This is a genomic window from Pseudomonas sp. MF08875 (assembly GCF_059862525.1).
Map to the genome: position 1 here is coordinate 78048 of NZ_JCBCUW010000001.1, position 18415 is coordinate 96462.

General features: G+C 65.0%; 19 protein-coding genes. 6 read left to right on the forward strand and 13 right to left on the reverse strand.

What is annotated here, in order from left to right; translation table 11 throughout:
* Nucleotides 1-96 precede the first annotated feature (96 nt).
* The 4 genes from AC19YT_RS00400 to AC19YT_RS00415 form a co-directional block, all read right to left on the reverse strand.
* Nucleotides 97-1311, reverse strand: coding sequence for a class I SAM-dependent methyltransferase (locus AC19YT_RS00400; protein ID WP_500609531.1), 1215 nt, complete (start codon nt 1309-1311; stop codon nt 97-99).
* 99 nt (nt 1312-1410) lie between these two features.
* Nucleotides 1411-2028, reverse strand: a complete 618-nt coding sequence (locus AC19YT_RS00405; protein WP_095107062.1) for a TPM domain-containing protein — start codon at nt 2026-2028, stop codon at nt 1411-1413.
* Nucleotides 2029-2056: 28 nt separating this feature from the next.
* Nucleotides 2057-2788, reverse strand: a complete 732-nt coding sequence (locus AC19YT_RS00410; protein ID WP_500609532.1) for a TPM domain-containing protein — start codon at nt 2786-2788, stop codon at nt 2057-2059.
* Nucleotides 2789-2798: 10 nt separating this feature from the next.
* On the reverse strand, nt 2799-3407 hold the full coding sequence (locus tag AC19YT_RS00415) for a LemA family protein (protein WP_095107058.1): 609 nt from the start codon (nt 3405-3407) through the stop codon (nt 2799-2801).
* Between the two features lie 242 nt (nt 3408-3649).
* Here AC19YT_RS00415 and bglX point away from each other — a divergent pair, with 242 nt between their 5' ends.
* Nucleotides 3650-5929 (forward strand): beta-glucosidase BglX, encoded by a 2280-nt coding sequence (bglX, locus tag AC19YT_RS00420; RefSeq protein ID WP_095107056.1) that lies wholly within the window; start codon nt 3650-3652, stop codon nt 5927-5929.
* 153 nt (nt 5930-6082) lie between these two features.
* Here bglX and AC19YT_RS00425 read toward each other — a convergent pair whose 3' ends face one another.
* From AC19YT_RS00425 to AC19YT_RS00445, 5 genes are all read right to left on the reverse strand, one after another.
* The gene (locus AC19YT_RS00425) at nt 6083-7240 is read right to left on the reverse strand and encodes a phospholipase D-like domain-containing protein (protein WP_095107054.1); all 1158 of its coding nucleotides are present in this window, start codon (nt 7238-7240) and stop codon (nt 6083-6085) included.
* A gap of 1 nt (nt 7241) precedes the next feature.
* Nucleotides 7242-7832, reverse strand: a complete 591-nt coding sequence (locus AC19YT_RS00430; RefSeq protein WP_500609533.1) for a YceI family protein — start codon at nt 7830-7832, stop codon at nt 7242-7244.
* 196 nt (nt 7833-8028) lie between these two features.
* Nucleotides 8029-8358: an amidase gene (locus AC19YT_RS00435; RefSeq protein WP_500609534.1), complete on the reverse strand. Its 330-nt coding sequence runs from the start codon at nt 8356-8358 to the stop codon at nt 8029-8031.
* Nucleotides 8355-9437: a serine hydrolase domain-containing protein gene (locus AC19YT_RS00440; RefSeq protein WP_500600275.1), complete on the reverse strand. Its 1083-nt coding sequence runs from the start codon at nt 9435-9437 to the stop codon at nt 8355-8357. Before AC19YT_RS00440 ends, AC19YT_RS00435 begins: the two co-directional genes overlap by 4 nt.
* 60 nt (nt 9438-9497) lie before the next feature.
* Entirely contained in the window at nt 9498-10373 is an 876-nt protein-coding gene (locus AC19YT_RS00445) for an acyl-CoA dehydrogenase middle domain-containing protein (protein WP_500609535.1), read from the reverse strand.
* A gap of 155 nt (nt 10374-10528) precedes the next feature.
* Between AC19YT_RS00445 and olsB the strand changes: the two genes are divergently transcribed.
* Together olsB and AC19YT_RS00455 are read left to right on the forward strand one after the other, a co-directional pair.
* A complete protein-coding gene (gene olsB / locus AC19YT_RS00450) occupies nt 10529-11284 on the forward strand; it encodes an L-ornithine N(alpha)-acyltransferase (RefSeq protein WP_500609536.1) in 756 nt (251 codons plus the stop codon).
* Nucleotides 11284-12075 carry a lysophospholipid acyltransferase family protein gene (locus tag AC19YT_RS00455; RefSeq protein WP_500600277.1) on the forward strand — a complete coding sequence of 264 codons (792 nt, stop codon included), beginning with the start codon at nt 11284-11286 and terminating at the stop codon, nt 12073-12075. Before olsB ends, AC19YT_RS00455 begins: the two co-directional genes overlap by 1 nt.
* Nucleotides 12076-12205: 130 nt before the next feature.
* Here AC19YT_RS00455 and AC19YT_RS00460 read toward each other — a convergent pair whose 3' ends face one another.
* Nucleotides 12206-12784 (reverse strand): acyl carrier protein phosphodiesterase, encoded by a 579-nt coding sequence (locus AC19YT_RS00460; RefSeq protein WP_500600278.1) that lies wholly within the window; start codon nt 12782-12784, stop codon nt 12206-12208.
* A 152-nt stretch (nt 12785-12936) separates the two neighbouring features.
* Between AC19YT_RS00460 and AC19YT_RS00465 the strand changes: the two genes are divergently transcribed.
* Genes AC19YT_RS00465 through AC19YT_RS00475 form a run of 3 tightly spaced genes read left to right on the forward strand, consistent with a single transcriptional unit; the run spans nt 12937 to nt 15501 of the window.
* Nucleotides 12937-13239 carry an ArsR/SmtB family transcription factor gene (locus AC19YT_RS00465; RefSeq protein ID WP_095107042.1) on the forward strand — a complete coding sequence of 101 codons (303 nt, stop codon included), beginning with the start codon at nt 12937-12939 and terminating at the stop codon, nt 13237-13239.
* Nucleotides 13240-13264: 25 nt separating this feature from the next.
* Complete coding sequence (locus AC19YT_RS00470; RefSeq protein ID WP_500600279.1) at nt 13265-14431, forward strand: MFS transporter; 1167 nt, start codon at nt 13265-13267, stop codon at nt 14429-14431.
* Nucleotides 14432-14451: 20 nt separating this feature from the next.
* Complete coding sequence (locus tag AC19YT_RS00475; protein ID WP_095107038.1) at nt 14452-15501, forward strand: alkene reductase; 1050 nt, start codon at nt 14452-14454, stop codon at nt 15499-15501.
* A 164-nt stretch (nt 15502-15665) separates the two neighbouring features.
* Here AC19YT_RS00475 and AC19YT_RS00480 read toward each other — a convergent pair whose 3' ends face one another.
* From AC19YT_RS00480 to AC19YT_RS00490, 3 genes are read right to left on the reverse strand one after another with little or no spacing between them, the layout of a single operon-like run.
* Nucleotides 15666-17321: a type VI lipase adapter Tla3 domain-containing protein gene (locus AC19YT_RS00480; protein ID WP_500609537.1), complete on the reverse strand. Its 1656-nt coding sequence runs from the start codon at nt 17319-17321 to the stop codon at nt 15666-15668.
* The gene (locus tag AC19YT_RS00485; protein WP_500609586.1) at nt 17318-17677 is read right to left on the reverse strand and encodes an effector protein Tle3 domain-containing protein; all 360 of its coding nucleotides are present in this window, start codon (nt 17675-17677) and stop codon (nt 17318-17320) included. The genes AC19YT_RS00480 and AC19YT_RS00485 overlap by 4 nt, the downstream gene beginning before the upstream one ends.
* Nucleotides 17565-18290 (reverse strand): T6SS effector phospholipase Tle3 domain-containing protein, encoded by a 726-nt coding sequence (locus AC19YT_RS00490; protein WP_500609538.1) that lies wholly within the window; start codon nt 18288-18290, stop codon nt 17565-17567. Before AC19YT_RS00490 ends, AC19YT_RS00485 begins: the two co-directional genes overlap by 113 nt.
* Between the last annotated feature and the right edge of the window lie 125 nt (nt 18291-18415).

Consider the following 18415-nt stretch of genomic DNA (forward strand, 5'->3'; position numbering starts at 1 on the left):
CTCTGCCCGCGATGGCGGGCTTGAGGGCGCCATCGCGGGCAAGCCCGCTCCCACATAGGCCAGCGCTCCTATAACCCCCTTCCCATAAGGGGGAGCTTACTCGGGCAAGTAGCCATCGGCGCGCAGCAAGGTTTCCAGGCAATGCTCGCTGATGTTGTAGAAAGCCTTGAGGGCTTGGATTTTCACCAGCAGGGCCGCCGGGTCCACGGGTTCGGGGCGTTTGATGGCGAGGATCATTTTGTTTTTGTTGGTGTGTTCCAAGGAGATGAATTCAAACACCTTGGTCTCGTAGCCGCAGGCTTCGAGGAACAGCGCACGCAGGCTGTCGGTGAGCATTTCGGCCTGTTGGCCCAGGTGCAGGCCGTATTGCAGCATCGGCTTGAGCAGCGCCGGGCTGTGGATTTGCAGGCGCAGCTGTTTATGGCAGCACGGCGAGCAGAGGATGATCGCCGCGCCCGAGCGGATGCCGGTGTGGATGGCGTAGTCGGTGGCGATGTCGCAGGCGTGCAGGGCGATCATCACGTCCAGTTCGCTGGGCGCGACGCTGCGCACGTCGCCGCATTTGAACGCCAGCCCGGGGTGTTGCAGGCGCGCGGCGGCGGCGTTGCACAGGGTCACCAGGTCTTGGCGCAGTTCTACGCCGGTGACTTGGCCGTCGGCCTGCAGGGTGTTGCGCAGGTAGTCGTGGATGGCGAAGGTCAGGTAGCCCTTGCCCGAGCCGAAATCCGCCACGCGCACCGGTTTGTCCAAGGCCAGGGGGGATGCGGTGAGGGCGTGGCTGAACACTTCGATGAACTTGTTGATCTGCTTCCACTTGCGCGACATGGCCGGGATCAGTTCGCCGCGGGCGTTGGTCACGCCCAGGTCGGCGAGGAACGGCCGGCTCAGGTCGAGGAAGCGGTGTTTCTCCCGGTCGTGTTCGGCCGAGGGCACTTCCCGCAGTTGCTGGGGCTTGCTCTTGAACAGCGAACTCTTGCCCTTTTTGCTGTATTCGAGCTGGGCTTCGTCGCTCAGGGTCAGCAAATGCGCGTTTTTGAAGGTAGCCGGCAACAGCCCGGCGATCAGCGCCACGCCTTCGTCCAGGGCCAAGTTCTTGGTGATGTCGCGGGTTTTGTAGCGGTACACGAAGCACAGGCACGCCTGCTCCTTGACCGTCACCTGCTTGACGGTGAGGCGTTGCAGCTCCACCTCGCTGCCCACGTGTTTGGCCAGCACCAGTTTGATAAAGCCGTTCTCGGCCAGGCTGGCGCGCAACAGGTCGAGAAATTGAGCGTGGTGATCGCCGCTGGCGGGGGTGGCAGGAACGGACATAAGCAAGGCGCCTCGGCGAGTGCGAATCGGAAAGTGGCGCGCATTTTAGGGGGGTTGGGCCTTGGGGACACGCAGTTATTTACCCCACGGCCCACACACTCAGGCCAGCACCACCAAGCGGTTGGGCAATTCGTTGCGTTCGTGGGTCAGCGGCACGTGTTCCTTGAGCAGTTCGCCGCAGGCTTCGATGCAGGCGATGAAGCCCGCCAGGGTCTGGCCTTGCTTCACTTGGGCGGTGAAGGTGCTGACGATGGTTTCCCAGGCCTGGTTATCGAGGCGCCGGGAGATGCCTTCGTCCACCAGGATTTCCACGTAGCGCTCGGCCTCGCTGACAAAAATCAGCACCCCGGTGCTGCCCACGGTGTGGTGCAGGTTCTGCTCCAGGAACTGGCGCCGCGCCAGGTTCGAGGCGCGCCAGTGGCGCACCGAGCGGGGGATCAGGTAGCTGGTCAGGGCCGGCAAGCGAAACACCAGGCACAGCACCACAAAACTCACCCATTGGGTCAGCAGCAGGCTGTGCATGTTCATCCAGCCGCTGGCGTAATGCACCACGCCCGGCACCACCAGCGCCAACAGGCTGGCCCACAGCAGCGGGATGTAGGCGTAGTCGTCGGCCCGCGCCGCCAGCACAGTGACCAGTTCGGCGTCGGTTTGCCGCTCGACCCGGGCAATGGCCTGGGCCACTTGCCGTTGTTCGTATTCACTCAATAAAGCCATGGTTAGCACTGCCTGTTCAGGGTTGTTGTCACCAGCCGCCCGATGCACCGCCGCCGCCGAAGCTGCCGCCGCCACCGCCAAAGCCTCCGCCGCCCCCGCCGCCGCCGAAACCGCCGCTGGCCAAGCCGCCGAGAATACCGCCGACTATTGCGCCGGGGCCACCGCGCCCACGCCCGCGCCCGCCACCCCCGCCGAGCATCACGAACACCACCAGGATCAGCAGCCCGAACAGCAAAATGCCCGAATGGCGCGTGCTGGGCCCGGCCACCGGCTCATCCAGGGGGCTGCCGCCCAGCACCAACAGCATCGCGGCGACGCCGTCGCTGATGCCCTTGCTGAACTGGCCGTTCTTGAAGGCTGGGGTGATGACCTGGTTGAGGATGATCGAGGATTGCGCGTCGGTGAGGCGCTCTTCCAGGCCATAGCCGACTTCGATGCGCAACTTGCGCTCGTCGCGGGCGACGATCAACAGCGCGCCGTTGTTCTTGTCTTTCTGGCCGATGCCCCAGTGGCGCCCCAACTGGTAACCGAAGTCGTCGATGCTGGTGCCTTGCAGGTCAGGCAGGGTGACCACCACCACTTGCTCACCGGTGGTCTGCTCGTGGGCGGCCAGTTGCTGGGCCAGTTGCTGGCGCACAGCGGGCTCGATCAGGTTCGCGGTATCGACCACCCGCCCGCTGAGTTCGGGGAACTTGAGTTCGGCCTGGGCCGTGAGGGCCAAGGCCCAGAGCAGCGACAGGCCGATGTTCAACAGGCGCATGGCAGGTTCCTTAGAACTTCACTTGCGGGGCTTTGTCGGCGTCGGGGCTGGTGGCCTCGAAGTTCTCGCGGATCGGCAGGTCGCTGTACATCACGCTGTGCCACAAGCGGCCAGGGAAGGTGCGCAGCTCGGTGTTGTACTTCTGCACCGCGAGGATGAAGTCGCGCCGCGCCACGCTGATGCGGTTCTCGGTGCCTTCGAGTTGCGATTGCAGGGCCAGGAAGTTCTGGTTGGCCTTGAGGTCCGGGTAGCGCTCGGACACCACCATCAAACGGCTGAGGGCGCCGGTGAGTTGGTCCTGGGCCTGTTGGAACTGTTTGAGCTTTTCCGGGTTGTCCAGGGTGCTGGCGTCCACCTGAATGGACGTGGCCTTGGCCCGCGCCTCGATCACGGCGGTGAGGGTTTCCTGTTCGTGCTGGGCGTAGCCCTTGACCGTTTCCACCAGGTTGGGGATCAGGTCGGCGCGGCGCTGGTACTGGTTCTGCACCTGGGACCAAGCGGCCTTGGCCTGCTCGTCCAGGGTGGGAATGGTGTTGATGCCGCAGCCGCTGAGCAGCGTGCCGACCAGCAGCAAGACCGCCAGCTGCCAACCTGCGCGATAACCGTTTGGTGTGTTCATGGTGGTGACGCTCCCTCGGAGAATTGGAACCGGCGCTGGCCAGTGCCTGGCACTTTAATGTTGCGCCGCTACTGGCAAGCATCAAGCCTTTGAGCTAAAAGATGCCCTGTGCGAAAAGTCGTTGCCGAGTGTGCGGTATTTACCTGCACAACACCCGAACAACAATAGCCGCTCCCTATTTTTTGGCGAACGGGCTGCGTTTTTTTATAACGAGGCCCGCTCGCACCCCGAGAACAATATTGATGAAGAAGTTGTGTTTGCTGAGCCTGGCCATCGCCCTGGCCAGCCCTGGCGCGTGGGCCGCCACCGCCGATAACAAGGAAGCGTTCGTCAGTGACCTGCTCAAGCAGATGACCCTGGACGAAAAGATCGGCCAGTTGCGCCTTATCAGCATCGGCCCGGAAATGCCCCGCGAATTGATCCGCAAGGAAATCGCCGCCGGACGCATCGGCGGCACGTTCAACTCCATCACCCGCCCGGAAAACCGGCCGATGCAGGACGCGGCGATGCGCAGCCGCCTGAAGATCCCGATGTTCTTCGCCTATGACGTGATCCACGGGCACCGCACGATTTTCCCGATCCCCCTGGCGCTGGCCGCCTCCTGGGACATGGACGCCATTGGCCTGAGCGGGCGCATCAGCGCCAAGGAAGCCGCCGCCGACAGCATCGACCTGACGTTCGCGCCGATGGTCGATGTGTCCCGCGACCCACGCTGGGGCCGCACCTCCGAAGGCTTTGGCGAAGACACCTACCTGGTTTCACGCATCGCCCAGGTGATGGTCCGCGCCTTCCAGGGCCCGGCGCCGAGCGCGGCCGACAGCATCATGGCCAGCGTCAAGCACTTCGCCCTGTACGGCGCGGTCGAGGGCGGGCGTGACTACAACATCGTCGACATGAGCCTGGTCAAGATGTACCAGGACTACCTGCCGCCCTACCGCGCCGCCATCGACGCCGGTGCCGGCGGGGTGATGACCGCGCTCAACTCCATCAACGGCGTGCCGGCCTCTTCCAATACCTGGCTGATGCAAGACCTGCTGCGCAAGGAATGGGGCTTCAAGGGCCTGACCGTGAGCGACCATGGCGCAGTGTTCGAGCTCATCAACCACGGCGTGGCCCGCGATGGCCGCGAGGCGGCGAAACTGGCGATCAAGGCCGGCATCGACATGAGCATGAACGACAGCCTGTACGGCAAGGAACTGCCGGGGCTGCTCAAGGCCGGCGACATCGCCCAGAGCGACATCGACAACGCCGTGCGCGAAGTGCTGGGCGCCAAGTACGACATGGGCCTGTTCAAGGACCCGTACCTGCGCATCGGCAAGGCCGAGCAAGACCCGGCCGACCTCTACGCCCCTGAGCGCATGCACCGCAGCGAAGCCCGCGACGTGGCGCGCCGCAGCCTGGTGCTGCTGGAAAACCGCAACCAGACCCTGCCGCTGGCCAAGACCGCGAAAATCGCCCTGGTCGGCCCGCTGGCCAAGGCGCCCATCGACATGATGGGCAGTTGGGCCGCCGCCGGGCGCCCGGACCAATCGGTGACCCTGTTCGACGGCATGCGCGCGGCCATGGGCCAGCAAGCCACCCTGACCTACGCCCGCGGCGCCAACATCACGGGCGATGCCAAGGTGCTCGGCTACCTGAACTTCCTCAACTTCGACGCCCCGGAAGTGGTGGATGACCCGCGCCCGGCCGCGCAACTGATCGCCGAGGCGGTGAAAGCCGCGCAGCAGGCCGATGTGGTGGTGGCCGCGGTGGGCGAGTCGCGGGGCATGTCCCACGAATCCTCCAGCCGCACCGACCTGAACATTCCGGCCAGCCAACGCGAACTGATTAAAGCCCTCAAGGCCACCGGCAAGCCATTGGTGTTGGTGCTGATGAACGGCCGGCCGCTGTCGATCGTGGACGAGAAGGAACAGGCCGACGCCATCCTGGAAACCTGGTTCGCCGGCACCGAAGGCGGCAACGCCATCGCCGACGTGCTGTTCGGCGACTACAACCCGTCGGGCAAACTGCCCCTGACCTTCCCACGCTCGGTAGGCCAGATCCCCACCTACTACAACCACCTGAGCATCGGCCGCCCGTTCACCCCGGGCAAACCCGGCAACTACACCTCCCAATACTTCGACGACACCACCGGGCCGCTGTACCCGTTCGGCTATGGCCTGAGCTACACCGACTTCAGCCTCAGTGACATGGCGCTGTCGTCCACCACGCTGAACAAAAGCGGCACCCTGGACGCCACCATCAAGGTCAAGAACACCGGCCGGCGCGATGGCGAAACCGTGGTGCAGTTGTACGTGCAGGACGTCACCGGCTCGATGATCCGCCCGGTCAAGGAGCTCAAGGGCTTCCAGAAATTGATGCTCAAGGCCGGCGAAGAGAAGGTGCTGCGCTTTACCCTGAGCGAGGACGACTTGAAGTTCTACAACACCCAACTGCAATACGCCGCCGAACCGGGCAAGTTCAACGTGCAGATCGGCCTCAACTCGCGGGATGTGAAGCAGCAGAGTTTTGAGTTGCTCTGACTGAAAACGGTGGGGCTGATGTGGGAACGGGCCGGGCGGCGCTCCGCACGCCCCCCCCGGTTGCGGTGGGTCAGCCAGCAGATGGGCTGGCCGGTCATCCGCCATCGCGGGCGAGCCCGCTCCCACAGTTGTTCGCATTAATCGCTGCCCGGCTCAGCCGCGCCTATCCAGCAAGTTGACCACCACTCGGTCCACCCAACCCCATATCCGCTGTTTGACCCGCCGCCACAACGGGCGGCGCTGCCAATCCTGCAGGCTGACGATTTCGCTTTGGGCGAAATCGGCCTCGAAACTGGCCGCCACGGCCCGGGTCAGGTCCGGGTCGAGGGCTTCGAGGTTGGCTTCCAGGTTGAAGCGCAGGTTCCAGTGGTCGAAGTTGCATGAGCCAATGCTCACCCAGTCATCGACCAGCACCATTTTCAGGTGCAAAAAACACGGCTGGTATTCAAAAATCCGCACCCCGGCCTTGAGCAGCCGTGGGTAGTAGCGGTGCCCGGCATAACGCACCGAGGGGTGGTCGGTGCGCGGCCCGGTGAGCAACAGGCGCACGTCCACGCCCCGGGCGGCAGCCTTGCGCAGGGAGCGGCGCACTTTCCAGGTAGGCAGAAAATACGGCGTGGCCAGCCAAATCCGCCGTTGCCCGCTGTTGAGGGCACGCACCAGGGCTTGGAGGATGTCGCGGTGCTGGCGGGCGTCGGCGTAGGCCACCCGGCCCATGCCCGAACCACTGGGCGGCACCCGGGGCAGGCGTTGCAGGCCAAAGTGCGAGGTGGGTTTCCACGCCGTGCGGTGGCGGTTGGCGAGCCACTGGCGGTCGAACAGCATTTGCCAATCGAGCACCAGCGGCCCGCTGATCTGCACCATCACTTCGTGCCATTGGCTGACGTCTTCGCCGGGCATCCAGAACTCATCCGTCACCCCCGTGCCACCGACCACCGCCAGGCCCTGGTCCACCAGCAGCAGTTTGCGGTGGTCGCGGTACAGGTTACGCACCCAGCGCCGCCAACTGAGGCGGTTGTAGAAGCGCAACTCGACCCCGGCATCGGTCAGGCGCCGACGCAGCCCTAGGGTGAAGGCCAGGCTGCCGTAGTCGTCGAACAGGCAACGCACCCGCACACCGCGCTCGGCGGCTTGTACCAGGGCCTGGACCATGGCTTCAGCGCAGGCGCCCGCCTCCACCAGGTACAGCTCCAGTTCCACCTGCTGCTCGGCGCGGGCGATGGCCACCAGCATGCGCGGGAAAAACTGCGGGCCGTCGATCAACAGCTCGAAGCGGTTGCCTTCACGCCAGGGGAACACCCCGCCGCTCATGTCAGCGCGCCGTGAAAATCAGCACCGCACCCACCGGCACCGACAAACTGATGGCCTTGAGCCCGGCCGCTTTGCGCAGGGCCTCCAGGCCCGGTTGCAGGTCGAAGTCACGGGCATTGAGCACCAACGGCTCCAGGGTCACGACCTGAAAGCGCCGGTCGTCCAGGCGCGTGGCCAGCAGCTCGGCGTTATAGCTATGGGCCTTGCCGTGCAGGGTCACGGTCAGGGGCAGGCGCAATTCCAGTTGGGCGCCGGGGGCCAGGTCGTTGATGGGGCGCAGGTCGATCTGCGCACTGACCAGGGCCTGGGGGAAGCTCTTGACCTCGAACAGATCGCGGCGCATGCGCTCATCGCGCAGGGGAATGCCGCTGAGGACGGAGTCCATCTCCACCTGCAACTGCGCCGCGCCCTTGGCGTCCACCTTGCCATGCAGGACCAAAAAGCGCTGAACTTCGGAGATATGGGTGTTTTTTCTGGTGATAAACGACAAACGCGAAGATTCGCCATCCAAATACCAATTGGCCTGGGCCGACAGCGCGGTACAGGCCAACAGCACGGCCGACAGGGTTTTGCACAGGGAAAGGCTGGACATAGGCACTCATGAACCGGGAAACGTGAGGCGAACAGTACCCGGCCCGTGGGCCGTTGCAAACTGCTGATCGATGGCGATAGGCCTTGTGGGCGCGGCGCGGCAGCCCCCACGATCACAGATTGCCTGCCAGCGCATTGGTTGGTTGACCCACTACCGTCGCTGCATGGGTAGCTACATAACTGGGGTTGGGGGCATCTCACTCCACCAACCGACACCCCACCCGCTCCCCCAACCACGCGGCACCGTGACTTCGGCCCAGGCCGCTGGCGGTTACCTGCTTGGTCGCCGGGTCGTCGCGCAAGCCGCTGAGCGGCAGGTACTGGCGCACATAGCCTTGGCAGTAAGCGGCCGGGTGCTGCATCACGTAGCGGCACGAGCAGTACTCCTTGGCGGTGTAAGCACTCAGGATGTCGGGAAACGCCTCAAGGGCCTGGCGTGCCTGCCAGGCCCAGGCCAGCAGGGCCAACAGGAACAGGCCCAGCAGGCCGAGGAACGGGGGGCGGCGCAGCCAGGGGCGGCGGTTCATGGCTGCACCGCGGCGAGGATGCGGGCCAGCAGTTCGTTGTGGCGGAAACTGGCGTCACGGTCGTCGCCGTAGCGCACGATCACCAGGTTGGCGCCAGGGATCACATACAACGCCTGGCCCCAGTGGCCAAGGGCGGCGAAGGCGTCGGCCGGGGCGGCGGGCCAGGGCCGGTCGGCGCCGCCCACCGCGCGGTTGAGCCACCAGTGGCCGCCCGGCACGGCGGCGTCCTGGCCGGCGCGGTAACCGGCAAAGGGCTGGCGGCTGAACGCGACCCACTGGCGCGGTAGCAATTGGCGGCCCTCCCAGCGCCCGTCGCGCAGCATCAGCAGGCCCACGCGCGCCAGGTCGCGGGCGGTGAGGTAGGCATAGGACGAAGCAACAAAAGTGCCGCTGGCGTCGGTTTCCCACACGGCACCGCGGATGCCCAGGGGCTCGAACAGCGCGGTCCAGGGATAGTCCGCATACCGCGCGCCGAGCATGCCTTTGAGCGCCGCCGAGAGCAGGTTGCTGTCGCCGCTGGAATAGCGGAACGCCCGCCCCGGCGCACTGGCGGCCGGGTGCGCAGCGGTGAAGGCGGCCATGTCCGCCCGCCCGCGGGTGTAGAGCATGGCCACCACCGAGGAGTTGAGCGGCGCGTATTCGTAGTCTTCCTGCCAGTCCAGGCCCGAGGCCCAGTGCAGCAAGTCGGCCAGGGTGATGGCCGGGTGGCCGGCCAGGGCTGGGTAGTAGCGCATCGCCGGGTCGGTGAGGGCAAAATGCCCTTCGCCATGGGCCACGCCCAGCAGAGTGGCCAGCAGGCTTTTGCTGATGGACCAGGTCAGGTGCGGGGTGTCGGCGGTGGTGGGCGCGGCGTAGCGTTCGTAGATGACCTGGCCGTCGCGGATCACCACTAAGGCGTCGGTGCGGATGCCCTCGCGGGTGGCGTCGTCGCGAGGGGCGAAGGCGTAGTCTTCCAGGGCCTTGAGCGCCGGGCCGGCCAGGGGCGGGCCGGCGTCCCACTGCTCGCCCGGCCAGTTTTCGGCGCGCGCGCCCAGGCTTGTCAGCAACAGCACAACCAGCAGGGTCAGGCCTTTGAACATGGCGAGGGCTCGGCGAAGGGGTGGGCCAAGCCTAGCCGAGCCACATGACAGTTGCCGCGTTTATCCGGCCAGGGCTTTGGCCAGGCGTTGGGCCCGCGCCGCGCCGGCCAGTTGCAGCAAGCCCTGGTCGCGCTGCCACAGGCCCGCCCACAGCGCCGGGCCCGCCGCCAACGCCGCGTCCAACTCAGGCTTGAGGGCCTCGAACTGGGCAAACACACCGCCCAGCAGCACATGGGCGGCGCGCTCGTCGGGGCAGTGGCGGCTGACTTCGGCGCACCCGGCCAACAGCGCCAGCAGGCGCAGTTGCAGGGGTTGCGCCCAGGCGCAGTCCTGGCCCACGCCATACAACCAGGCGCACAGGGCGCTGAGCACGTAGGTGTCTTCCAGGGTGCGGAAGGGTTTGACGTAGGCGTCCCAGCCGTCCCCGGCCAGCAGTTCGCAGTGGGCGTTGTCCAGGTGCAGGCGGCCGTGGCTGATCTCCGGCATCAGGGCCATGGGCGGCAGTTTTTCCACGCGCACGCCGGCCTCCCCGGCGTACACCACGGCCAGGTTCAGGCGTGCAGGTTCGCCCAAGGCTTCGCTGCGCGCCGACACCAGCAGCCAGTCCGCCGCGTCACCGGCGGTGACGAAGTCCTTGCGCCCGCTCAGGCGCAAGTTGTCGAGGCGGGTGTGCATGTCGCTGGGGCGCAGGCTGCGCTGTTCGGTCGCACACAAAGCGCCCAGGGTGGGCGGTGCACTGGGCCACAACAGGCGCAACGCAGCCTGGTAACCGAGCAGGAACGCCCACCCGGGCGTGGCCGCCCCATGGCCACCGCGCACCGCCAATTCAAACGGCGCAACGCTGCCGATTTGCTCCAGCACTGCGCTGTAACCCTGCGCCAGGTCAGGGTGGGCGGGCATTCGCGCAGGCGCATTGAACAGGGTCGACCAAGGCATGAAAGGGTCCTCAAGGGGCTGTCACATAAGCATCACCAAAGCTTCATGGCGATGACACCGGGGCTACATAGCCTGACTTTGCACAACAATTGGACACAAAGAAAGTCGCTCGGCTGCCACCCATGATGGGGCCGTGGCCCGTACGGAGATCGGCAATGACTCAACTCGCACGCAGCACCGACACCGGCACCGAACGCCACCTGCAAGCCGAGCGCCTGATCGGCGCCCAGGCCTTGCGCGAGGCCCAGGCCCTGCGCTTCAACGTGTTCAGTGGCGAGTTCAACGCCAAGCTCAAGGGCGCGGAGCTGGGCCTGGACATGGATGACTACGATGTGCACTGCGCCCACATCGGCGTGCGCGACCTCAACAGCGGGCGCCTGGTGGCGACCACGCGCCTGCTGGACCACCAGGCCGCCAGCAGCCTGGGGCGGTTCTACAGCGAAGAAGGGTTCAGCCTGCACGGTTTGGTCCACCTCAAAGGCCCGATCCTGGAAATCGGCCGCACCTGCGTTGACCCGGCGTACCGCAACGGCGGCACCATCGCCGTGCTCTGGGGCGAATTGGCCGAAGTGCTCAACCAGGGCGGCTACAGCTACCTGATGGGCTGCGCCAGCATCCCCATGCAGGACGGTGGCCTGCAGGCCCAGGCGATCATGCAACGCCTGCGCGAGCGCCACCTGTGTACCGAACACCTGCGGGCCGAACCGAAAAACCCGTTGCCCCACCTGGACGTGCCGGCCAATGTCATCGCGCAGATGCCGCCGCTGCTCAAGGCCTACATGCGCCTGGGCGCGAAGATCTGCGGCGAGCCGTGCTGGGACGAGGATTTCCAGGTGGCCGACGTGTTTATCCTGCTCAAGCGCGACGAGTTGTGCCCGCGCTACGCCCGCCACTTCAAGGCGGCCGTGTGATGAGCCGGTTGCGGGTGTACGCGCGCATCGCCCGGGTGCTGATGGTGGTGGCGCTGGGGTTGAGCATGGCCACGCTGTTCGGCCTGTTCGAGCGCCTGGGCATCGCCAACTCCATGGTGCGGCGCCAGCGCTGGTCGCGGTTTTTCATGGCGCGCCTGAGCAACGCCCTGCCCTTTCGCGTGCGGGTGCTGGGCCAGGTGCCGGCACAACCGTTGCTGTGGGTGAGCAACCATGTGTCCTGGACCGACATCCCGCTGCTGGGCATGCTCACGCCGCTGTCGTTTCTGTCCAAGGCCGAAGTGCGCACCTGGCCGGTGGCCGGGTGGTTGGCGGCCAAGGCCGGCAGCCTGTTTATCCGCCGCGGCTCGGGCGACAGCCAGTTGATCCGCAAGCAGATGAGCCGGCACCTGGAGCAACAGCACCCGCTGCTGATGTTCCCCGAAGGCACCACCACCGACGGCCGTGCCCTGCGCACGTTCCATGGGCGCTTGCTGTCGGCGGCCATCGACACCGCCACCGCGGTACAACCCGTGGCGATCCGCTATTTGCGCCACGGCCAGCTCGACCCGCTGGCGCCGTTCATTGGCGACGATGACTTGCTCTCGCACCTGATGCGCCTGTTCGCCAACGATCAGGGCGAGGTGGAAATCCACCTGCTCAAACCCATCCCCAGCCTGGGCAAAGAACGCGCCGCCCTGGCCTTCGAGGCCCAGCAAGCAGTGCAAAAAGCCCTGTTTGGCGCCCTGCCCCACCCCCAGCAGATGCCCGTGCGCCCAGCGTTTGCGGCGTGAGCTATAGGGGGGGGTGAGGCGACCTGTGGAGGGCCTGCCCGTGATGGCGGTGTGACAGCCACCCAACGTATCGGCGGGTTGGCCGCCATCGCGAGCAGGCTCGCTCCCACGGGGGAACTCCCCAGGGGTTTCAGGTCGCCAGGCGACCGTGGGAAAACACCTGCAACTGCGGATAAAACAGCCGAAAGTCGTCACTCAACGGCTCGTACAAGCGCTCCAGTTCCGCCATCGCCGCGTTCAACTCCTCTGGCCGTGACAGGCGCCGGGCGATACCGCGCAGGACTTGCTCGAGCACGGCGAAATCCCGGTACGAACCCAGCCAGTCGTTGGCCATCATGTGCGGCGCGACCCGGGCCAAGCGCTCGGGCAGGCACGGCTCGGCCGCCAGCACCCGGTACACCCCGGCCGTGAAGTGCTCCAACGGCCCGTCGCTGTACTGCGCCCAGTCGCGGGCCAGGCAATGGTCGAAAAACACGTCCAAGACAATCCCCGCATAGCGCCGCCGCGTATCGGTAAAGCGCGACAGCGCCTGGCCCACCACGGCATGGCGGTCGGTGAAGACGTCGATCTGGCGGTGCAGCGCAATGGCCGCTTCGATTTGCGGCGGGTAATGCCCGCGCAACTGCCCTTTGACGAAATCGCCATACAGGCTGCCCAGCAATTGCCCCGGGCGCTGGCCACCGAGGTGAAGATGTGCGAGATAGTTCATCGGCGCAGCTTAGCACTGCGCCCTACATATCGTTATAACTCGATATACCGATTTATGCTGATGTCAGATCAAAATCATATTGGTATATCGCGAAATACCGATTTAAAGTTCGCCTCATCGCGATATAACGTTTTACCCACCCGAGCACCGCCATGAACATTGACCTCGACGAAATAATAAAAGCCCTGGCACACCCAGTACGGCGAGACATTCTCAACTGGCTCAAGGACCCCAAGGTCCAGTTCCCCGACCAGACCCACAACCACGAGTACGGCATTTGCGCCGGGCAGATCGACCAACGCTGCGGCCTGTCGCAATCGACCGTCTCCGCACACCTGGCGACCCTGCAACGGGCCGGCCTGATTACCAGCCAGAAAGCCGGCCAGTGGCACTTTTTCAAACGCAACGAGGACGTGATCCAAGCGTTCATCCGCGCCATTAGCAAAGAGCTCTGACCCAGAGTTCCACAAGGATTCACCCATGCCCCTCTCGCTCCTCATCCTGGCCTTGAGCGCCTTCGCCATCGGCACCACCGAGTTCGTCATCATGGGCCTTCTGCCCGATGTGGCGGCGGACCTGGGCGTGTCGATCCCCGGCGCCGGGTGGCTGGTCACCGGCTACGCCCTGGGCGTGGCCATCGGTGCACCCTTTATGGCCCTGGCCACCGCTCGGCTGCCGCGCAAGGCTGCGCTGGTGGCGTTGATGGGCATCTTCATCATCGGCAACTTGCTCTGCGCCCTGGCCAGTGACTACAACGTGCTGATGTTCGCCCGGGTCGTCACAGCCCTGTGCCATGGTGCGTTCTTCGGTATCGGCTCGGTGGTGGCAGCCAACCTGGTGCCGGCCAACAAGCGGGCGTCGGCCGTTGCGCTGATGTTCACCGGCCTGACCCTGGCCAACGTCCTCGGCGTGCCGCTGGGCACCGCCCTGGGCCAGGAATACGGCTGGCGCTCGACCTTCTGGGCGGTGACGGTGATTGGCGTGATCGCCTTGATCGGCCTGATCCGCTTCCTGCCGGCCAAGCGCGACGAGGAAAAACTCGACATGGGCGCCGAACTGGCGGCCCTCAAGGGTGCGGGGATCTGGCTGTCGCTGAGCATGACGGCGCTGTTCTCGGCGTCCATGTTCACCCTGTTCACCTACGTCGCGCCGCTGCTGGGGGACGTCACCGGCGTCTCGCCCAAGGGCGTGACCTGGACCCTGCTGCTGATCGGCCTGGGCCTGACCCTGGGCAATATCATCGGCGGCAAGCTGGCGGACAAACGCCTGGCGGCGACCCTGATCGGCGTATTCGTGGCCATGGCCGTGGTGTCCACAGTGCTGAGCTGGACCAGCGTGGCATTGATCCCTACCGAGATCACCCTGTTCCTGTGGGCCGTGGCCTCCTTCGCCGCGGTGCCGGCGCTGCAGATCAACGTGGTGACCTTCGGCAAGGCCGCGCCGAACCTGGTGTCGACCCTGAACATCGGCGCGTTCAACGTCGGCAATGCCCTCGGCGCCTGGGTCGGCGGCAGCGTGATCGCCCACGGCTTGGGCCTGACCCGCGTGCCCCTGGCCGCCGGCGCCTTGGCGATCCTGGCGCTGCTGGTGACTCTCATTACCTTCCGTCAGGGCGGCAATGCTGACCTGGCCCCCGCAACTAACTGACTACCCAGAGGATTATTGGCATGACGACTATTTTTGACCCCATCACCCTCGGCGACCTCCAACTGCCTAATCGCATCATCATGGCGCCCCTGACCCGCTGCCGCGCTGACGAGGGCCGGGTGCCCAACGCGCTGATGGCCGAGTACTACGTGCAACGTGCCTCCGCGGGCCTGATCCTCAGTGAAGCCACCTCGGTCACGCCCCTGGGCGTGGGTTACCCGGACACCCCGGGCATCTGGTCCAACGACCAGGTGCGCGGCTGGAGCAACGTCACCCGCGCCATCCACGGCGCGGGCGGGCGAATCTTCCTGCAGCTGTGGCACGTGGGGCGCATTTCCCATCCCTCGTACCTGAACGGCGAAACCCCGGTGGCGCCAAGCGCGCTGCAACCCAAGGGCCACGTCAGCCTGGTGCGCCCACTGGCGGACTACCCCACCCCGCGCGCCCTGGAAACCGAAGAAGTGGCCGACATTGTCGAGGCCTACCGCGTGGGTGCGGAAAACGCCAAGGCCGCCGGTTTTGACGGCGTGGAGATCCACGGCGCGAACGGCTACCTGCTCGACCAGTTCCTGCAAAGCAGCACCAACCAGCGCACCGATCGCTACGGCGGCTCCCTGGAAAACCGCGCGCGCCTGCTGCTGGAAGTGACCGACGCCGCCATCGAAGTCTGGGGCGCCGGCCGCGTCGGCGTGCACCTGGCGCCGCGGGCCGATTCCCACGACATGGGCGACGCCAACCTCAGCGAAACCTTCACCTACGTGGCCCGGGAGCTGGGCAAACGCGGCATCGCGTTCATCTGCTCGCGGGAAAAGGAAGGCGCCGACAGCCTCGGCCCGCAACTCAAGCAAGCCTTCGGCGGCCCGTACATCGCCAACGAACGCTTCACCAAGGCCAGCGCCAACGCCTGGCTGGCCAGCGGCAAGGCTGACGCGGTCGCCTTCGGCATCCCGTTCATCGCCAACCCGGACCTGCCGGCCCGCCTCAAAGCCGATGCACCGCTCAACGAGCCGCACCCGGAAACCTTCTACGGCAAAGGCCCGGTGGGCTACATCGACTACCCGGTGCTGTAACGCAGGTGCCCGCTCACTAAAAAGGCCCGCGCCCTTCTGGACGCGGGCCTTTTTTGCACCCTCGGCCTAGCGCAACAGCGCGAGCCTCTCGGGGATTCGCGGTGCCGCTATCGCAGCACGGGATCGTGCCCGCCACTGCTCCCGCCACTGCTGTTGGGGTGCTTTCATTGCCTCACCCCCGGTGCGCCGAAAAGGAAGGGGTCGGCCCAGCGGGTTTTCGCGTTGCGGGCTTTGGTGGCTGCGTCGGGCGGGCGGACCATTTGCACGGTGGTGCTGCCGTCGCTGCCGTTGTAGACCACCGCGCTGGTGCCGCCATCGAGGTAGCTGGCCATGGTAGCCAGGTTGATGGCCACCAGCGCACTGCTGACCCCGGTATTACCCAGGCGACGGCCCAGGTCGTAGCCTTCGTCGACATTGCCCAGCTCAATACCGGTGCCGTCGGTGTTGAGGGTGTGCAGGGTGTTGTTGAGGGCAATCAGGCCGTCGATGTTGTCGGTGCTGTCGTAGAACACCCGCACCGGGGCAGCGCCTTCGGGCAAGGTTTTCAGGGCTTTGAGCCAGGCGCCTTGCAAGGCTTTGACCTGTAGCGCGGGCTTGAGGCGTTTGCCGGTTTCGTCGCTCATCGCCACTTTGATCGGGCGGTGCAGGTAACCGAGCATGGGCGCGGCGTCGAACTCCTTGACCTGGTGTTCGGCCCAACGCACGGGCAGCCAAGGGGTGGGTGTGAAATGGCCAGGGCCGCGATTGCTCAGGGTTTGCCACAGCTGCGGGAGTTGGGCGTGCCAGTAGGCGCTTGGCATGGTGCCGGGGCCATACGCATTCTCCACGCCTTCCGCCTGCTTCTTGGCCGCATAGATATCGTCGAATAAAAAAGAATGCTTCCAGTAGAAGGCCCATAACTTGCCCAGATCGGTGCGCTTGTTCTGGTTGTCCTCTTCTTCGTTGGTGGCGAACGGGCGTAGGTATTGATCGACCCGATCCGAGCGCGATACCAGCAGGCCGGTCATGCTTTCGTAAACATTGGGTACGAAGTGACCATCCTGGAGCCCCGGCGTTCCGGCTACCCGGTTAGCGCTACGGACCACATCACCATCCTCGCTGACGATTAATGCTTGCGGCACCTGCGGATGTTCGTCGAAAAGTTGGAAGATTTTTTCGATCATGGGTTGGGCGTGGGTGGTGTTGTCCGCGTCTTGCCAGAGAAACAGGGTTACGCCGAGGGTGGCAGCATTGCGTCCGCTCACAATGTTCGTTTCCGCGCCGTTGTCTTTGGGTTGTTTGAGAGGGCCAAGCGCAAAGGTCGGCAAGGGCCAGTAGGCCACGGCATCGCGGGCGGAATGGCGGAAGGCGGCACGGGTGTTAAGTCTGGCGTTATCACGTCGGGTGCCCGCCGAGTAAGGATAGTCCTCGGCCTTCTGTGAGTAGATAGAACTGAAGTTATCGTTCTTTTCCTGAATGAGTCGCCAGACCGTGGAGTGATAGTCCTGATCCACCGCTAACCCCACCGCCCTGATTTCCAGCGCATAGGTCCGTTCACGTTCCGCGATTTGCTCGGCGGTCAGTGGCGCCAGTTGCGTAACCGCCCCCCTTGGATTGACCCACTGCATCAGGGCCTTGGCGCCCCACACCGCGCCATACAGCAGCGCCACGACACCGCACACGGCAGCCAGGCCAACGAGGGTGGGTGGCGCAATGTTTCTCATCGTCATTTCTTCTGTCTCTAAGTACGTTATCGCTTGATAGGTCACGAACGTCAGCCAGCCGAGCGCCAGGAACAGACCGATCCAGAGGAAAACCGTTAAGCGCGGTCGGCTGCTCATGATTGACCTCCTGTGTGGCCGGGCCTTCTGACCAGTGGGGGCGGCGTCATTGGCACCAATTCCGGGGAGGGGAATGTTCCTTCGTCGTAGTACAGGTAGCTGGCAGTGACCAAGGCTCGCGCCTGGGCACTGAGCTTTGGCCAGCCAGGCATTTGTGTTATCCCGTCGTTGAACAGCTCCTTACTCATCCGCCAATCCGCCACCGCAATCAGCACCTCACGAATATGCGGATCGTCCAAGCATTTACCCTGCCCCACCGCCACATCCATCGCCGTCACCCAGCGGTGGTTTTCCGGGCTGCGCAACACCGCCGAGTGATAACTGTTGTTGCTCCATTCGTTGGGGTCGACTGCCAGGCGTGCGCGGATTTCGTTGGGGGTTTCTTCGCGTTCGATCAAGAAATAACCGACCGGGCTGAGCATCTTTGCTGAAGCCCTCGCCGAACATCTCCAGCAGGTTGTTGGTGGCATTGGCGAAAAACCCGCCGCCCTTGGCGAAGTGGCGGTCCAGGCGATTGTCGAAAACGTCCTGATACTGGGTGCGCAGCTGGGTCGGGGCGCCGTTCTTGTCGCGTTTTATCTCGTTGGGCGCGGCGCGATACCCCCAGTAGAACGGGATGAAACAACTGCGGGTGGTTTTATCGGTGCTGCGTTTGTAGAGGTAGGTGTCGGGGTCGTCGGCGACTTCCTCGGCGCTACCGCGCCGCTCCTTCACCGGGGTCGCCTTCGCCGCCGCGAAGTCCGCCCCATACCGCCCTGCACACAAATCCGGGCGGTGCAGGCGCTCGTTCAAGCCTTGCATCAGCCCGGTTTCCACTGACTCATAGGCGGCGCCGGGGTCATTGACGCCATGCAAAAAAATCACAATACCGGGCATATCCCGAGGGATGGCGATCAGTCGATCGCTCGGCCGATTCGGCACAAGCCGGGTGCGCAGTTCGGCGATTACGGCGTAGGTGGGGTTGCTCATCGGGGGCGTCCTTGTGTGGCTGAGGGCGACGGACGCTCATCTACGGGAAAGGGATAGCGGTTCGCCTGAGCGCACAAATATGAGCATGGGGTAAGTGAAACCACATGTCGGACAGGGGCCATGCA

Coding starts and splice junctions, on each gene's coding strand:
- AC19YT_RS00400 (WP_500609531.1), bottom strand. CDS start 1,311: ATGTCCGTTCCTGCCACCCCCGCCAGCGGCGATCACCACGCTCAATTT.
- AC19YT_RS00405 (WP_095107062.1), bottom strand. CDS start 2,028: ATGGCTTTATTGAGTGAATACGAACAACGGCAAGTGGCCCAGGCCATT.
- AC19YT_RS00410 (WP_500609532.1), bottom strand. CDS start 2,788: ATGCGCCTGTTGAACATCGGCCTGTCGCTGCTCTGGGCCTTGGCCCTC.
- AC19YT_RS00415 (WP_095107058.1), bottom strand. CDS start 3,407: ATGAACACACCAAACGGTTATCGCGCAGGTTGGCAGCTGGCGGTCTTG.
- bglX (WP_095107056.1), top strand. CDS start 3,650: ATGAAGAAGTTGTGTTTGCTGAGCCTGGCCATCGCCCTGGCCAGCCCT.
- AC19YT_RS00425 (WP_095107054.1), bottom strand. CDS start 7,240: ATGAGCGGCGGGGTGTTCCCCTGGCGTGAAGGCAACCGCTTCGAGCTG.
- AC19YT_RS00430 (WP_500609533.1), bottom strand. CDS start 7,832: ATGTCCAGCCTTTCCCTGTGCAAAACCCTGTCGGCCGTGCTGTTGGCC.
- AC19YT_RS00435 (WP_500609534.1), bottom strand. CDS start 8,358: ATGAACCGCCGCCCCTGGCTGCGCCGCCCCCCGTTCCTCGGCCTGCTG.
- AC19YT_RS00440 (WP_500600275.1), bottom strand. CDS start 9,437: ATGTTCAAAGGCCTGACCCTGCTGGTTGTGCTGTTGCTGACAAGCCTG.
- AC19YT_RS00445 (WP_500609535.1), bottom strand. CDS start 10,373: ATGCCTTGGTCGACCCTGTTCAATGCGCCTGCGCGAATGCCCGCCCAC.
- olsB (WP_500609536.1), top strand. CDS start 10,529: ATGACTCAACTCGCACGCAGCACCGACACCGGCACCGAACGCCACCTG.
- AC19YT_RS00455 (WP_500600277.1), top strand. CDS start 11,284: ATGAGCCGGTTGCGGGTGTACGCGCGCATCGCCCGGGTGCTGATGGTG.
- AC19YT_RS00460 (WP_500600278.1), bottom strand. CDS start 12,784: ATGAACTATCTCGCACATCTTCACCTCGGTGGCCAGCGCCCGGGGCAA.
- AC19YT_RS00465 (WP_095107042.1), top strand. CDS start 12,937: ATGAACATTGACCTCGACGAAATAATAAAAGCCCTGGCACACCCAGTA.
- AC19YT_RS00470 (WP_500600279.1), top strand. CDS start 13,265: ATGCCCCTCTCGCTCCTCATCCTGGCCTTGAGCGCCTTCGCCATCGGC.
- AC19YT_RS00475 (WP_095107038.1), top strand. CDS start 14,452: ATGACGACTATTTTTGACCCCATCACCCTCGGCGACCTCCAACTGCCT.
- AC19YT_RS00480 (WP_500609537.1), bottom strand. CDS start 17,321: ATGAGCAGCCGACCGCGCTTAACGGTTTTCCTCTGGATCGGTCTGTTC.
- AC19YT_RS00490 (WP_500609538.1), bottom strand. CDS start 18,290: ATGAGCAACCCCACCTACGCCGTAATCGCCGAACTGCGCACCCGGCTT.